Genomic DNA, 16338 nt, shown 5'->3' with positions numbered 1-16338 from the left:
CCGGCGATGAACGGCCCAGCGACCTCCGAATGGCGGCCAGACCCGCTACTGACCATCGACGACCTCGCCGCCTGGCTGGGCAAGCCCAAGAACACTCTCTTCGCCCGGCATTGCCGAGGCGAGGGTGGTGGCCACTGTCCTGCGGAAGGCGTGGGGGGTGACCCAGTCGAGGTCGGTGTCGGCTCGGGCTTGGCGCCACTGGCGGCGGACGTTGTTGGGCGCCAGCCAGGTGCCGCGTCGAGAGGCGAAGATCGCGTCATGCGGGTTGTCGGCGGTGACGAGCTTGCGGGCCAGGAGCACGCCGACCGCGAACCGGGGCAGGACGACCATCCGGTAGCCGGCGTCGCTCTTGGTCCAGGGTTGTCGGAAGAAGCCCTGGCCTTTGACGGACACCAGGGTGCCGCAGATCGTCAGGGTTGGGCGTTCGGCGGCGAGGTCCAGGTCTTCCCAGCGCAGGGCGAGGATCTCACCGATGCGGGCGCCGGTGGCGAGCATGAGGTCGACGATGTCGGCCAGGTCGCCGGTGTGCCGAGGCCCGGGCTTGCCGGGGACCGGTCGCTGCCATTCGCGGATCGCCGCCCGGACGGCGTGGAGATGCTCGTCGGTGAGAGCGACGACCTTGCGGCGGGGCTCGCGTTGTTGGCCGGTGTCGCGTAGGGGGTTGGTCGGGATCGCCCCATGCCGTTCGGCCAGCGCGAACATCTGGCCGAGGACGACCTTGGTGCCCTTGGCCGCCGACGGGCGGTCCTTGGCGATGTCGCGCAGGAACCGGTCGAGGCGACCGACGCTGGCCTCTCGGATCCGGAGATCGCCCAACGCTGGCAGGATCGCGGTGCGCAGGCTGGTCTGGTACCGCTGGATTGTCTGCGGTGCGATCCGTTCCTCGGCGGTGATCTCTTCGACCCACACTTCGGCGAGTCTGCTGACGCGGGTTTCTCGGGTGATCTCGTCGTCGTTGGGGGTGGTGCGGCCGCGCAGCTTGACCTTCAGCGCCCGTTCGGCGGCTGGGCCGGTGGTGTCGGTGGCCTCGATGTCGCGGGTCTTGCCGTCGTAGTCGCGGAACCGGGCTCGTGCGCGGAACCGGTCGGGTCCGAGTCGCTGGGTGCGGATCTCGCCCCAGGTGCCGATGGGCAGTTCAGGTCGGGCCATGGCTCACCGCTTCGCGTCCGTGTGGTGGTCGAGCCAGCGTTCGACCTCGCTGCGCCGGTAGCGCAGGGTGTTGCCGACGCGGATAGCGCGCGGTGACTGCTCGCCATGCCTCACGGTACGACGTGGCAGATCAAATGATGATGTTGGGGAGAGCGTCGTGGAATCCTTCCAGGTCCACCGGATGCGCTTCTGGGCCGAAGGCAGGAAGCGGACGCTTGTCGCGGAGATCGGAGTGGACGCCGTCTCGCTTCAGCGCTTCCTCGGCAAGAGGCGGCGCGGGCCAAAAGATGAGCTTGTGCTCCTCGATGGGGCAGGTCGAGCAATTGTCGTCACAGGTGTAGTGATGGTGCCGGGCCGTCCCGCGGCCTCGCGCATACGCTCGCAGTCGATACCAGCCTGGAGCCGAGGTGAGCCGGATGGTCACGAAATCGTCTTCGTCCGGCCCAGTCAAGTAGCCATCCGTGCTGAAGAGGCTGACTTCCACCGCAGCCTCCCACTCATCCAGTTCCCGCTCCGGAGCTGCCTCTCGCACCTCGACCGTGAGGCGTACGTCTCCGTGGACGGTCCCCGTCAGGAGGCAGACCGCGTCGGGGACCGCGGCTACGAATCCATTCGAGAGGTCGGGCAGTTGGTACAGGTCCGCGGTCCAGACGCCCTTCCTGAAATGAGGACCCTCAAAGGAATAGGAGCCGTAATTAACGGCAAGATCGTCGATGGATATTGTCACTACCATCTGTTGCCTCACCTGGATTAGTCCACTATTGGCTCGGCCAGTGTCCGGGGCCATGGCCTTTCAGGCTAGTCTGATGTCAGGGACGGTTCCAGGTCCTTGATTGTGGACGGGGCGTACGTGGTGGACGCTTCCTCAAGCCGGCGTCGCCGATGCTGCCGCCACCATTGCCGTACGCCGTTCCGTGCGATCACATCGCCGGGGGACCGGCGGTGTGCAGGACAGGTGCCCGGAGCGCCTCATAGGTTGCGGTGTAGGTCCTGGGTCCCGTGCGCGGCACCACGATGTCGCGCAGCCAGGCCGGCAGCCGCGCCGCGTGGGAGAGCCGGTCCGTCATGGCCTGCACGTGTTCGACCCTGGGCCGGCGGCGCAGTTCGTACCGAACGCCGATCGACGTCCAATCGGTCTCCGTCGACAACAGCTCGGCGAGGACGAGCGCGTCCTCCACCGCGAGCGCTCCGCCCTGCGCCCATACTGGTGCGGTCGCGTGAGCGGCGTCGCCGATCAGCACCACGCGCCCCTTGCTCCACCGCGGGATCCGCACCTCCTCGACCGGTGAGTGGTACAGGACACCGGCACCTCCCGCCACGTGGGCAACCACTGTCCGGACTGGGCTGGGGAATTCGGCGAATGTCGTTGTCAACCACGCTGGGCCGGACCCGGTGGCGCCGCCCCGGGTAGCGGATGCGTACCCGTAGACCTCGTTGTCGCCGGCCGGAATAAGCAGCAGCGTTCCGGTGGACCCGGACCACACGGTCCAGCACTCGACTCCCGGGTTGGGGGCCATGAACCGCCAACTGGCAGCCGACAACAGCCCGGACCGGAGGGGTTGTTGCCCGAAGGCCGCGGCGCGGACCGCGGATCGCACTCCGTCGGCGCCGACCACGAAATCCCAGCCCTCGTCGCCGACGAGTGCTTTGTCGTCGACGAGACGGAGGTCGTCCACCGGTGTGTCCCACCGGACGGTCTCCGCCGGCACACCGCTGGCCAGCATCGCGTGCAGGTCGGCGCGCCGGACACAGCGTGAGCCGGCGCCATCGCCCCAGAAGGCGGCTTCGTCGACGGCGAACAACAGCTTGCCTCTGGCGTTGCGATACTCCCGACGGCGCACCGGCTCGCCCAGCTGATCCACCGCATCGGCGAAGCCGAGTGCACCGAGCGCCCGTACGCCGTTGGCAGGCAGATTCAGGGCGAGCCCGGCGTCCGGCGGGCCGGTGAGCCGGTCGACGACGACGGCGTCCAGACCGTACCGGTGTAACGCGTTGGCGACGGCCAGCCCGGCGATTCCAGCACCCACGACGAGTACTCGTCCATCCATCACCCCATTGTCGGCTCTCCGTGGTGGATCCCGATGCGGCTGGGCCGCCGTATTCGTCATCTGGGCGGATGCTGAACAGGTATTGGACAACTTGGGAGCACGAGCCGTCCGCCGGTCCAGTCGGCGGGGCGCACCTCGCAACCGCGGTCGCTCGCCTCCGTCGATGCCCATGTCTCGACTTTTGGAGACGACCGTCACAGGGACAGTTTGAACCCTGACCGGGCGCCCCCCGTCGTGGTGCACACCTGCGATGGGAAAGTGGGAGGAACAGCATGGCTCATGGCCCGGCGGTGGCCCGGTCCGCGCTCGCCCGGCCCTCACCGCGCGCACACCCCGAACCGCGCCTTCCCGACTGGGGGGCCGCACTGCGCCACGCGGGGATAGAGCTACTGGGCTCGACCGGTCTGGCTCGACTGCACCCTGACCTGCGGGCAGTCAGGCTCAGTGGTCAGCAGGCCGCCGTGCTGGCCGTCCTGATCATGGCTCGGGGGGAACCGCTCGACCGAGCCGCCATCCTGGCGGCCATGCCGACCGGCTTCCGGCCTCCCACCGCTGCTCAGATCGGCGCCGTGATCTCCCACCTCCGGCACAAGGTGGGTCGCGCGCGGATCCTGACCGGAGCAGGCGGCTGGTGGCTACGCGATCCCGCCGAGACGCATCACGACGGGCCGGACCTGCTCAGGTACGGGGACCTGTGCCTCGATGTCACACGACGGTACGCACGGCTGGAAGCGAGCGGCCGGACCATCCGTCTCGGCCACCAGGAGTCTGTCGTGCTCCGCGTTCTGCTCGAGGCGCGGGGTCTGCCACGGAGTGGGCGGGACATTTGGTCGTCGTTGCCGCCGGAACATCGGCCGCGCACCGTCCGTGGCGTCGGTGTCGTGGTCGCCTGCCTCCGCCGACGTCTGGGGCGACACGCCATCACCACCGGCGGCGGCGGGTGGCGGCTGGCCGGACCGCCGAGTGTTCGCCCCGATCACACCACGTGGGGTGGCCTGCGACTGGACAACATGGCGCGCGAGGTATGGACGGACGGCCAGGCCAAGCCGGTCCGACTGAGTTCCCGGGAGGCAGCGGTGCTGGGGATGCTGCTCGAGGCGCGGGGAGAGCCACGCCGGGCCACGCATCTGTGGGCCGGGTTGCCCGTCGAGCGGCGCCCGAAGAGCGCCAACGCAGTCAGCACCGTCATATCGCGGCTGCGTGCCAAGCTGGGCCCGGATCAGGTGGTCACGAGCGGTGATGGCTGGTTCCTTGCCGACCGGCGAGGGCTCACCGCACTGGCACCTGCGTACCCGCGGCGCGCTCGGGTCCGATGCGCCGACGACCGGGTCATCCGGACCGATCCGTCGGGCTGGTACCACGGGTGCCCCGTGTGAAATGGGTCGTCACGTTGTCGAGGTCGGTTGTCGCCGTGGCGCGGGGATCGGCGACATCTGCTCCGGCCTGGCCGAGCAGTACGAGGGCGCCAGCGTGTCGCTCTCGCTGCCGTGTTGGCGGCGACCGTACTGCTGGTGTCCCGCTGGCTGGCGGGAGCCGGTGGATCTGTCGACACGTCGTTAGCCGTCCGTCAAGTACCGGTCCCGTGCCGGTGATTCCTGTCGAGCTGAACCTGTTGAGGCGTGGCCTTCGGCAGGCTAGGGAGGTTCTTCCGTCATGACCGCTCCGTCTTCCTTTGCCGACTGTCGCGAGTGGCGGGTTACGCCGATCCCCGCCGGCGGCACGGTGCTGGAACGCCGCACGCAGGCGAGCGACGACCTGGTGGGCCGGGTGCTCGGTTCGGGCGATGAGCCGATCCGGATCGTGCTCGGTGAGGGTGTGCTCGGTACGCCGATGCTTCGTCAGTATCTGGCTGATCTGTCGCCGCAGGTGCGGGGGCGCGTGGTGCTGGATGTGAGTGAGGTGTCCGGCACGCCGTCGCAGGACGATCTGCTGTCCGCGGCCAATCGTTACTCGCTGCCGGTCCAGGCGCCGGTCGGGGTGATCAACGATGGCGACTCCGCGCGGTTGGAGTGGGTGGACGCCGACGGGCGGCCGACGCTGTCGCGGTTCGCGCGGAGCGTACGGGTTCTGCCGGAGGGCCGGGTGGCCGGCCGGGGCGTGCTTGACGTCGCGCAGTTGGAGACGATCGCGCAGGAGGCCGTCGTTCGGGGCACGCGTGCGGCGGGTGCGCCGGAGGTTGAGCGGTGCGTGGTGGTGTTGCAGGAGTTCAGCCGGTCGGTGCTGGGTGGGCGTGGCCCCGAAGGTGGTGCGGGTGCCGTCGTCGGGGCGGGTCGGCGGGGTACCGGGTCGGTCGACGACATGTGGGTGGGTACCCGGCGGGGTGAGCGGCGGTGGGGTTCGGACGACGGGTGGGTGCGGGTCGGCTCACCCGGTGACGTCGAGCGGGCGTTGGCGGGTGCGGGTGCGGGTGCGGTGGCGGAGGTGCTGGCGGCCCCGCCGAGCCTGGCCGCTGTCGGGGATTCGGCGGGCCGGATCGGTCATGCCTGGGCGGCGTACCACACCTCGGGTAGCGGTGTGCAGTGGTTGCCGCTGACCGATGGCCTGCCCGCGCTGGTCCCGGCAGGCGCCTTCGACCAGTGGGACGGGATCGCGAACGCGTCGACCACGGCCCCGCCGGGGACGTGGGGATCGACGCTGGCCGGCGCGGTCGACATCCGGGTACGGATCATCGACGTCGGCAACGCGGTGCGAACCGATCTGCTGACGTCGGTTGTGGAGTCCGAGTCCGCCCAGACATCGATCGTCGATCCCGCCGACACCCGATTCGGCGCCCTTGGTGACCAGGTCGCGTCGCCCCACCGTGCCACACCAGACGTGGTGTGGTCTCCGCCGCCGTCGTATGAGGTGGTGGAGGCGGATGTTCTGGGCCACTTCACGGTTGGCCAGATGGAGCGGCTGGGTGGGCCGGAGTGGGCGGTGTTTGGGCCGTCTGGTCCGTCGCGGTTGTTGGGTTTGGTTCGGGTGTTGGGGGTGGTTGATCAGCCGGTTGAGGTTGACCGGTTGATGCGGTGGGTGGAGTTGATCGGGCGGGTTCCGGATGATCTGCCGGGGTTGGCGCGGGATATGGGGTTGTTCGGGCCGGGTCCGGTGTATGCGTTGGCGCGGGATCTGGGTGTGGATCCGGTGCGGTTGCGGTTGGTTGAGGATCGGGTGTGGGCCGCGGTCGGTGAGTGGGCGGGGTTGGCGCCGGCGTCGGGGTCGTGGTTGGACCGGTTGCGGGTGGCGTTGTCGGGTGTGGGGGTGCGTACCGACAGCGATGTGGTGTGGTTGTTGGAGTTGGGTGCCGCGTTGGGGTTGACGCGTGCGGATGTGGAGGTTGTCGGGTCGGTTGTGCGGCGGGGTGTGCCGTTGGAGTTGTTGGCTGATCTGCCGGTGGAGTTGGCGCGGGGTGTGCTGCGGTGGGAGGGGCAGCGTCTGGGGGTGCCGCAGGGGCCGTTTGTTGGGGTGCGGTCGGGGTTGTCGGATGTCGATGCGGTGGTCACGTCGGGGGAGGATCCCGGGCTGCGGGTGGGGGTGTCCGCGGAGGCGTTGGCTCAGCGGTGGGGGCTTGCCGGTGCGTCGGCGGTGGTGGGGTTGGCGGCGGGGTTGGGGCTGCCGGTCGAGGACCTGCCGTTCCTGTCGGATGAGGTGTTTCCGGGTGCGGTCGAGGACGCGGTGGGGCGGCTGCGTCAGGATGGTGAGTTGACCGTCTCGGTGGAGGGTTTGTCCGGGGCGGATGTGGTGGCGGCCCAGCGGGAGCAGGGTCGTGTGGTCGCCGAGGAGGTTCGGTCGCTGCTGGCGTCCGAGGCCGACGATGTGGATCCGTTGGTGTGGACGGATGCGTTGGTGGGGACGGATGCGTTGCATGACTCGGGCACGTTGGCTGAGTTGGTCGGGCGGGGCCGGGCGTTGGGTGTCCCGGTGCGGGCGTTGGAGTCGTTGGTTCCGTCTCGGCATTTCGAGTCGCTGTTGTATTTCGTGTTCGGGGATGTGCCGGCGGGGCGGGTGGCGTCGCTGGTGCGGAGGTTGGCGCGGCAGGGTTGGCCGCGGGTGGGTTCTGATGCGCGTCGGGACTGGACCGAGGGTTTCCGGCGGTGGGCGGCGTCGCATGAGGTGCCGGATGACACGGTCGCGACGTTGTTGGGGATGCCGGGGTTCGGCTGGCCGGAGATGATCGAGACGGCCGGCCGGCTCGGGTTGACCTCCGCGCAGGTGCGGGCGCTGGTGGGGCTGGTCACGGTGACCGGCCGGGTACCGACGGACCTGGAGAACCTGACGTATCGCCTCGGGATCCCGGCCGCGGCGTTGCTGGACCTGTCCGCCCGGCTGGGCGTGGACCCGCGGCACCTGCTGCCGGTACGGGAACTGGTCTCGAAGCTCCGCACCGACGCTTTCCCCGACGGCATCGGCGCCGACGATCTGCGGGCGAGGCTGGAGGAGTGGGCGGCATCGCTGGCGCCGATGGCGCCCGCTGGTGACGAGCAGAGTCACCGCGTCCGGTATGGCGTGGACGAACGCCACGGCGTGGCCCGGCTGTTCTGGCTCGCCAGCCGCTCCAATCTCGGCCAGGGCGAGGAGGGCTTCACCCCCAAGGAACTCCAATACCTTCTCGACTTCGCGGACGAAGTCCAATCCGCTGCACTCGCCGAGCAGAGCGAACAAGTCCTCAAGTCGGCGCACGCGGACATCCGGGATGCGTCTAAGACCATATCGGGGATCAATCAACAGTTGCGGGATTACGAGAGGCCGACGGTCGTCGATCCACTGGCCTCCGTCGCTCAGACGATCTTCCACGTCGCGGTGAGCATCAGGAAACTGATCAAAGAGTACGGCAGATCGGGGGCAAACATCGAGGCAGCGCTCACTGCTGCGTCGGAACAGTTCAGTACACTCGACCAGAAGGGGATCCTCGACCATGTCGCGCTTGCCGCGCACGTGGTGGTCCGTGAAGGCGAGGCTCAACTCTTCGGCGAGGAGGCGCTGGCGGCAGCGCGAGACACCTTCGACGGCCTGCGTCGAGATGCTCTTGTCAAGGACAGCCCCGCACTACGAGCCAGACGGCTTCGTGAGGCCAAGTTGGCGAGCATCGGCGTGGTTGACGCGGCGGTCGCGCTTTTGATCGAGGCGTTGGGCATGGCGACCAAAAAGCTGCAGCGATGGTCGTCGGGACGTCCGAATTCCACGTACGAGAAGTTGCAGCAGGCCAGCGCGCTGCTGGATGTGCACCTCCGTGCCTTTGGGGCGCAGTTCAGCGAGCTCACCCGCGTCGCCGCCCGACCCTGGCTGGTCGACGCCGCCGGTGACGAGTTGAACGAGCAGGCGGCCCGGCTGCGGGAGCACGACGAGTACCGGGTGCCGGCGGGACACGAGCTCAGCCCGGTGCTGATCCAGTGGTGGGCGCAACGGCTTGGCGTGGATTGGGAGTCGCTGCAGCCGTACCGGGAGAGCCTTCGCTTCCTGGATGTGGAGGACATCGCCGACACCGCACGTCGATCCGGTGTGAACCCGTTCGACATGTTGGCATTCAGCGCCGTCACCCGTCGGGTGCCGACCGACCTGCCGGTGCTGGCGGAGCGGTGGAACCTCGAACCGGTTCGGCTCTTCGAGTTGGCACGTGGGCTCGACACCGATCCGCGCCTGCTGGCCCCAGTGATAGGAGCCTACGACAGGGGCCTCGAGCTCGAGGATTCAATAGATGAGATAGCGAACCGCATCTACACTTGGGCCGTCCAGGCTGACCTGGACGGGCCGATGCTCCTCGAGATGATGAGGACCACCGGGTTGACGGTGGATGCGTTGGAGGGCCTGACGTCCCGCCAGGTTGACGAGCGGATCAGGGCTGAGACAGCCGGGTGGCTGGGGAACATTTTCGGCATCGACACCGCTGATGTCGCACGCCTGATGGCGGCCGGATGGTTCAACCCGAGACGCATGGCCGCGGGGATGGCGCCGCTCGTGGAGACGCTCGTCCCGGACCCGAACGAACTGTCGATCCTTGCCGGTCAACTCGATGTCGGTCGCATCTGGCTTCTCGGTTTCAGCCTGCACATCGGTCGAGCGCCTGCTGATGCGGTGGCGTTGGCGCGGCAGCACGGTGTCGACGCCTGGCGGCTGCTCGCGCTCGCTTCGGACCTGCGTGTCGATCCGCGGGCGTTCGCCGGTGAGAACCTGTCCGTGCTGAACTCGCCACTGGAGCGGCGGGCGGATGCCGTCGTCGGACTGGCGGCGGAGTTCCGCGAGCGGGCGGATTGGCTCACCGCCCACCGCCCGCGGCGGTCCTTGCTGGCGGATCTGCTCACGGTGTCCCGCGCCGCCGAACGCATCCCGGACGATCTGGTGACACTCGCGACGAGCCCGCGAGCGCCGCTCGGCGTGTCGGCTCTGCTGGCCGCCTCGGCGCGGCTGAAGCGTGACCCTCGGCTGGTGGCACTGTTGGTCAGGCTGGAGTGGAACACGTTCGCTCCCGTCAAGCGGGACACCGCCGAGGCCGTGGTCGACGCCGTGGTGTCGCGCTATCCGCAGTGGGTCGGGGAACTCCAGCGCACGTACAGGGTCGAGGAAACCGAGCTGTACGGCCTCTACACCTGGCTGGACGAGGACCGCTCCCGGACCCCGCTGCATGATCTGTCTCCCGAGGCCGGACAGCAACTCGTGCAGGTCCACCGCCTCGCCGTGGCAGTCGGTGTGCCGTTCGACGCGGTGCGAGAACTGAGCGAGTCGATCGGACGGGTTCCGCACGACATCCCTACCCTCGCCGACCAGTGGGGCGTGGGCCGACGGTACCTGTTCGATCTGGTGAGCCGCATTCGGGTGGAAACCCGACTGCTGCGGCCGCTGGCGATTCGTCGTGCTCCGCACGACCAGGTGAATGAATGGGTTGTCGGACGCGTAAAAGCCAGCGGTCTGCCGATTCCCCACCTGCTGCAGATGATGGCGGACCGTGACATCCCACTGGAAGTTCTCAATAATGATGACGTCCTGCGAGCGCGGACCGACGAATGGCTCGCTGGCGTGTTCGGTTTTGACCCGGCTACGTTTACCGGAAGCGTCAAGCGTGAACCCTGGTACGACTTCGCGCGGCTGGTAGCGATCAGGACCGGGCTGCTGAGACGGCAGGGCGGGGAGTCGTCGTCCCTTGAGGACATCAAGGCGGCCGCAAGCCGGTTGGATATCTCCTACCCATGGCTTTCTGGTTTCAGCTTCGCGATCGGCCGCCCGGCCACTGACCTGGAGCAGCAGGCGGGACGGTTGGGGATCACCAACGCGAAGAAGCTGTTCGTGCTGGCGGCGACCCACCGGATCGACCCGGCGAAGATCCAGTTCGACGACACATTCGCCGCAAGCCTGAACGGGTCACCGATCGAGGCCATACCCGCTCTGGCGAACGAGTTGCGGACCGAAGCGACGCCGTCTGCCGGCCGGGCCGGCGAGTTGGTCGAATGGGCCAAGGTCGTGCACCGTCTCGGCGCGTCCACCGCCGAGATTCCGGACGTCCTCAACGCGGTCCAGCAGAAATTCGGATCTCCGGCGGAGGTGACACCGGAGTTCGTACGCGAATGGTTCGCGCCGAGGTTGGGTATCGAGGTCACGGCAATCAATGCCGATTTCGATGAGCGGCCGTGGCTGAGTCACGGCGGGTTGCGGGAAGTCGCTAGAAAACTCGATGTTGACCCGGGTGCGTTGCGTGAGGTCGTTCTGGCCATTGGGCCGTTTGTCTCCGACCGATGGGGCACGGACCCGGTGCTCAGTTACCTCGAAGACTGGCTTAAGCAGAAGGACAAAACACAGGCCCTCCGTGCCGTGCGGGAGGGTCTGGTCGCCCAGCTTGCCGTCGAGCTCGGCCTGACCGACGGGAAGCTGGAGCGCGTCGCCGCAACGCTGAAGGTCAGCCGGGATGGTGTGTTCGGGCTTGGCCTGCAGATCGGGAGGCTGCCGGATGATCTGCCGCAGCTCGCCGACCAGCTGGGAATCGAGGATTCCGGTCTGCTGTTGGCGCTCGCGTCGGCGCTGGGCGTCGATCCACGGGCGTTCGTCGCTGAGCCGCCGCCGGTCGAGCTGTCCCGGTTGGCCGCCGGGGCTGCCGGGAGCGGACGCTTCAGCATGGTGGAGTGGGTCGCCGAGGAGATCCGGGGGGTTCCTGGCTGGCTGAAGCGGCACCAACCGCGGCTGTACCCGGCTGACGAACTTCTGGTGCTCGCCGTGGGACACGAGTATTACGGACTCAGGTTCGGGGAGGTCCCGGCGCTCACGGCGATGGCCGTCCGCTCCGGGTACGTGTTGACCCATCTGAACGAGGACATCGCACGAGCCGTTGTGCGCGAGTGGCTGCAGGACCGCCGCCCGGCAGGAGACCCGCTGCCGCCGGCGCCCGATATCAATCTGGACGAGGAGCTGTGGTGGGTCGTCTCAGAGCCGGAGGGGACCGCCGGCCAGTCGGTGCTGGTCGCGCAAGCGGAGCCGGACGGCGGTAATAGCAGTTTTGCCGGGCGCCAGCTGTATGCGGCCCGGACGTTCCCTCAGCTACGTCGCGTCGCCGAGGTCCCGCCGACGTCGCCCGCCCACCGGGCGCTGATGCTCGACACCTTGCTCGCGACACCCAACCTGGATCCTGGCAGTCTCGCCGCGGTGTCAAGCCTGACCGGGCTGGCCGCCCATTACCGCAAGGACTTCGTGCGGTTCCTGGGCGCCGACGGGCAGCCGGTCCGTGCCATTACCGCGGTCTTGGCGCACCTGGCGGACCGCCCGGACGTGCGCGGGATCCTGGTGTACCGGTCCGCGGAGGGCTCCGCGGGCCACGGGGTGTTCAACGTCGTCACGCGCTCCGGCGGGCCGGAGCAGGCTGGGGTGATCCTCCTCGACGCGGCAGCCGGGGGGCTGGCGAATCGTCCCACGGATGGCTCGGTCGAATTCTTGTTCCTGCCGACGATCGACTATGAGATCACCGAGTCGGTCGAGGCGGTGAGGGACCCTGATCTGTGGGCCGACTGGACTGCGTGGCTGGACAGCCGTGCCACGGCCGTCGGCGTGGCCCTCCGCGAGGTCGAGGCCGTCATGCGCGACCATGGGCTGCGCCGGGCGGAGGTCGAGCACGATGATGACCTGCGTGATCACCTCAAGCGGTGGTGGACCGAGACGCTCCGCGTCGATCCGGACGTGCTCCTGACTCCGAACACGAGCAAAGCGGATGTCTGGTTCGTCATCGACGAGCTCGCCAAGTCTCTCAACATGCGCGAACTCGCCCGGAAACAAGCACTGCAGCTGAGGCTCAGCGAAGAGTGGGTGACCACGTTCAGCCTCCGGATCGGCGTGGTGCCGAACGTCGAATTAGCAGCAGAGTTTGCTGAGGTCGAGGATTCGGGGTTGTTCGCACTCGCGTCGAGGCTGAGCACTGATCCGATGACGCTGTACCGCCAGGCACAGTTGTCGTTGCCGCGACTGAACGCAGACGGCGGACGCTTCGCCCAGGTCGAGCCGCTGGCCACGGAACTCGCCAAGCAGATGCTGGACTGGTACCGCCCGGAGCGTGACCTGCTGCGGGGGGCGCTCGAACTACTCCGGGACCGCGAGCAGTTCGGCATCGCGGCCCGCGAGGTCCCGGGCGTTGCCGCGACCGCCGCCGAGCTGTGGATGCCGCTCGTTGGACTCTCGCAGCAGGTCCGGCAGGCCGCGGTCAAGCTGGCGTATCTGAAGTCGTTGGGGGAGGACACGGAGGCGGCGGCGTCGGCGCTGGACGACGCGCTGTTGGCGGCGGTGGTAACACGGCGCCGTGATGTGGAGGGTCGGTCGGTGCGGGTGATGCACCAGCGCACGGATGCGGAAGCCGACGGTCGGCTCTTCGTCGCTCGACAGTGGCCGAACATACCTGTCGCCGTTCATGGGCGGGCCGGTTGGAACGATGACGGGGGGTACACCAGTCCCCTCCGTCACCTGTACGTTCTCGAGAATGCCGCAGAGGTCGACACGTTGCTCGCCACGCGCGAGCATGCCGCCGCATACCGCCCGGATCTGTCGGCCAAGGTGCAGACCTTCACCGGGGAGCTGATCGATAAGCGGGCGGAGAGCCTCAGTGATCTGACGGCGCGGTATCCGGGCCGGGAATTCGGGCGGTTCGTGGACCAGCGGGGACAGCGGGCGCAGACCCTGGGCGCGCTGGCCGGGCGGCTGGCGGCCGAGCCGGGCGTCCGGGGCATCGTGGCGATGCGCGACGGCAAGCCGATCGCCGGGATCCTCAACGTTGTCAGCACCGTTGACGGGGTGAGCTTCATCAACAGTGCGACCGGGGCGCTGGCGTCGGTTCCGGTCGACCAGCCGTTGAACCTGCTGTTCCTGCCGACGACCGCGCACCTGCTTGAGTCGTTCGTGCCAGAACAGGCTGCCGACGAGGCTCTGCTGCAACCGCCGCCGCCGGTGGCGTGGGAACTGGTTCTGCCCGATGGGGTGAAGGCCGTTGGTGATGCCCTGGGGGTCCTTGCGTCGGGTGTTGATTCGGGCGCGGTGCTGCGCAGGGTTGGCGGGGTGGTCGGGGATGGTTCTGGTGATCCCGTTGGTGGCCGGGTGCCGGGTGTTGGTGTGCCGGTGGTGGTGGTGGATGTTGGCCGGAGTTCGGAGGGTCGGGCCAGGGCGTTGCGGACGTTGAACGCGTTGTTGGAGCGGTACCGGTGGCGGCGTGAGCGGCCGGTGGTGGTGTCGACCAGCGGCGCATCGGTGGAGTTGACCGCCGTGGTGGATGGCCAGGGCGTGGTGTTGGTGCATGAGGCGGCGGCGACGGCCGGTGGTGGGCTGGCCGCGTTGAACAATGTGTGGGTGGTGCGTGATCCGGATGGGGTGGTGCGGCAGGTCGGGGACACGCTGAGTGCGGAGGGGTTGGACTGGGCCGGGGGTAGGGCGCGGCCGGTGCGTGATGTGCCGCCGGTTGAGTTGGTCGAGTGGTTGTCTGCTGGGGATTGGGCGGAGCCGGGCGGCGATGTGACGCTGGAGGCGTTGGTTGAGTCGCGGCGTCTGCTCATGACGCACGCGGAGATTCTTTCCGAACGGTGGTCCCGCAACGCGCTGCGGGACATCGTGGCGCGGTCGGCGAGGGATCGTGGGTTGGTGGCGGGGGATCGTGGGTTTGTGGCGGGGGATCGGTTGGTGGCGGTGGATCGTGGGTTGGCGGCGCATGATGCCATCCTGGATGTGGCGTTGCCGAGTAACGCCCCGGCGGGGGTGGAGGAGATCGACCTGGCCGGGATGGCCAGCGTTGACCTGGCGAAGCTGGCCACGGGTGTGCTCGACCGGCTCGCGGACGATGTGCTCGTTCGGGCTGCCGGGAGGCGTTCCTGGCCGGTCGGGCGTGAGCTCGCGAAGATGAGTGACGAGCAGGTGAAGGCGTTGGACCATCGTGCTCTGGCGGGGATGGCCCGGGATCTGCTCGCCATGTTGGCCGCGGGGGTGTTCACCAGGTCGGACGGGCAGGGCGTCCTGAACGGGGTGGACGAGGAAAGGTTCAACGAGTTGGTCGCTACGCTCGACCAACCGGAGGGGGACGGGCGGTCGACCACCTTGACGATGGTCGATCTTGTGTACGCGTATCTGATGCAGCCGGATGGTGTGCGTCGCGCCGGTCTCATCTTCGCGCCGCTGCTGGCCGGGCATCCTGTCGCGGTCAAGCACCTGACGCGTCTGGTGTCGACCACCAGTCTGGGCAAGGCCGATGATGGGGCGGCCGCGATCCTCGACGCGGTCGACCGGGTGCTCAGTGGTCAGTCCTGGACGACCGAGGAGATGAAGAAGCAGATCACCGGGGAGTTGAAGGAGCAGATCAAGGACTGTCTCGACGGTACCGACCGGGTGGAGTGGCTGCGCCGTCTGGACCGCCTGCGCGATCAGCTACCCGACCAGCCGGATCGGCAGAGCAGGGACGATGCCATCAAGCAGATCACCACAACCGCTCTGGACTGCTGATTCGCCCACCGGCCAAGACCGGCTCGGTGCCGCGCTCCCCGGCGCGGCACCGAGCCCACCACCAGTGAAAGCCCCACCGGCCTGGCCGGTAACACTGGTATCCCGGACGAGACCCCGCCTTGCCGGACGCCGCCTGGGCTCCGCCTCGGCCCGACCGAGGACTTCGACACCGGCCCTGAGTCGATCGTGCGCCTCAAGGCCGGATGAATACTGGCGGGGCCGCGCCGAACCTCACCCCGGGAGATGTGCCCAGACCGGGTGATCTGGCTGCCGGCGGGAACCTACGGCCGTCGGCATGCGGTCGCCCGCCCGTGACCATCGACGGCAGGTACCGCGACAACGCCTCTCACCCTGCGTCGGGTGGCTCGCCGCGACGCCCCACCTGTACGGGTCCGACGCCGGCACCCGGCGGGCCTCACCTCGATCGCCGCCATGCCGGCGCGCGAGACATCCGTAGCACAACGGAAGCAGCCACGTAACGCAGGAAAAACATATGAACGAATCCTCATTGGTGTCCGTACATGGCGTACCGGCGCGGTCGGCAGCTCGGTCGAAAGAGGACCTGTCGATGCCTGGCGCTCGACACCCCGGTGCCGGCGGGCCGTGGGACGCCGTGATGGCGACGGCCCGGCTGACGGCGGCATTCGGCCGGTCGGCGGCCGTTGTGGGACGGGCCGGCCCGGCAGGCTAAGGAGGTACCGACCATGTCCATCCGTACCACCGCCCCCCCTGCGTGGACGCACTGTTGGGAGTGGCTCGCTCTTCCGACGGCCGAGGGTGGGGTGCTGACACTCCGCGAGATGAACGATGGCGAGGAGGTGCTGAGGTACGCGCTCGGTGAGAGTCGAAGCCCGATCCGGATCGTGCTTGGTGAGGGTGTCCTCGATTCCGACATGTTGGGTCGGTACCTGGCCCACCTGCCACGTGCGGTGGTCGATCGTGTGGTGCTCGACCTGGGCGCAGTGCAGACCGTGCCGCCGATCGAAGAGCTGGAAGCTGCGGCGGACGAGCGTGCGGTGTCGGTTCAGGTGCCGGTGCGTGGGATCGAGGATTTCCGTTCCAGGCGGTTGGAGTTCGTGGACGAGGTGGGCCGGCCGACGCTGTTGCCGTTCGCGTCCAGCGTACGGATTCTGCCGGGTAGGCGGGCCGGTAGCCGTCCCGAGGGGCCGTTCGGGTTGGGTCCGGGCGTTGCCGCGGGAACCTACCGGCTCACCGATGA

General features: G+C 68.4%; 5 protein-coding genes and 1 pseudogene. 2 read left to right on the top strand and 4 right to left on the bottom strand.

Features of this window, described 5'->3' with window-relative positions:
* Positions 1 to 45: 45 nt before the first annotated feature.
* From HCJ94_RS08150 to HCJ94_RS08135, 4 genes and pseudogenes are all read right to left on the bottom strand, one after another.
* A complete protein-coding gene (locus HCJ94_RS08150) occupies positions 46 to 1149 on the bottom strand; it encodes a tyrosine-type recombinase/integrase (RefSeq protein WP_168000346.1) in 1104 nt (367 codons plus the stop codon).
* A gap of 3 nt (positions 1150 to 1152) precedes the next feature.
* Positions 1153 to 1248 (bottom strand): annotated as a pseudogene (locus tag HCJ94_RS08145) (DNA-binding protein); the annotation flags it as partial.
* A 31-nt stretch (positions 1249 to 1279) separates the two neighbouring features.
* Positions 1280 to 1894, bottom strand: coding sequence for a hypothetical protein (locus HCJ94_RS08140; protein WP_168000345.1), 615 nt, complete (start codon positions 1892 to 1894; stop codon positions 1280 to 1282).
* A gap of 175 nt (positions 1895 to 2069) precedes the next feature.
* Entirely contained in the window at positions 2070 to 3197 is a 1128-nt protein-coding gene (locus HCJ94_RS08135) for an FAD-dependent monooxygenase (RefSeq protein ID WP_168000368.1), read from the bottom strand.
* A gap of 461 nt (positions 3198 to 3658) precedes the next feature.
* Between HCJ94_RS08135 and HCJ94_RS08130 the strand changes: the two genes are divergently transcribed.
* Together HCJ94_RS08130 and HCJ94_RS08125 are read left to right on the top strand one after the other, a co-directional pair.
* The gene (locus HCJ94_RS08130; RefSeq protein WP_168000344.1) at positions 3659 to 4573 is read left to right on the top strand and encodes a winged helix-turn-helix domain-containing protein; all 915 of its coding nucleotides are present in this window, start codon (positions 3659 to 3661) and stop codon (positions 4571 to 4573) included.
* 277 nt (positions 4574 to 4850) lie between these two features.
* A complete protein-coding gene (locus tag HCJ94_RS08125) occupies positions 4851 to 15119 on the top strand; it encodes a hypothetical protein (RefSeq protein WP_168000343.1) in 10269 nt (3422 codons plus the stop codon).
* Positions 15120 to 16338: the final 1219 nt, after the last annotated feature.

The sequence above is a fragment of the Micromonospora thermarum genome, from assembly GCF_012034245.1.
Taxonomy (GTDB): Bacteria; Actinomycetota; Actinomycetes; order Mycobacteriales; family Micromonosporaceae; genus Micromonospora; species Micromonospora thermarum.
The sequence above is the reverse complement of the archived record's forward strand: the minus strand, read 5'-3'. Positions and strand labels throughout refer to the sequence as shown.

What these genes read in the sequence shown, in the direction of transcription:
- HCJ94_RS08135 (WP_168000368.1), bottom strand. Translation starts at nt 3,197, where the DNA reads ATGGATGGACGAGTACTCGTCGTGGGTGCTGGAATCGCCGGGCTGGCC.
- HCJ94_RS08125 (WP_168000343.1), top strand. Translation starts at nt 4,851, where the DNA reads ATGACCGCTCCGTCTTCCTTTGCCGACTGTCGCGAGTGGCGGGTTACG.
- HCJ94_RS08150 (WP_168000346.1), bottom strand. Translation starts at nt 1,149, where the DNA reads ATGGCCCGACCTGAACTGCCCATCGGCACCTGGGGCGAGATCCGCACC.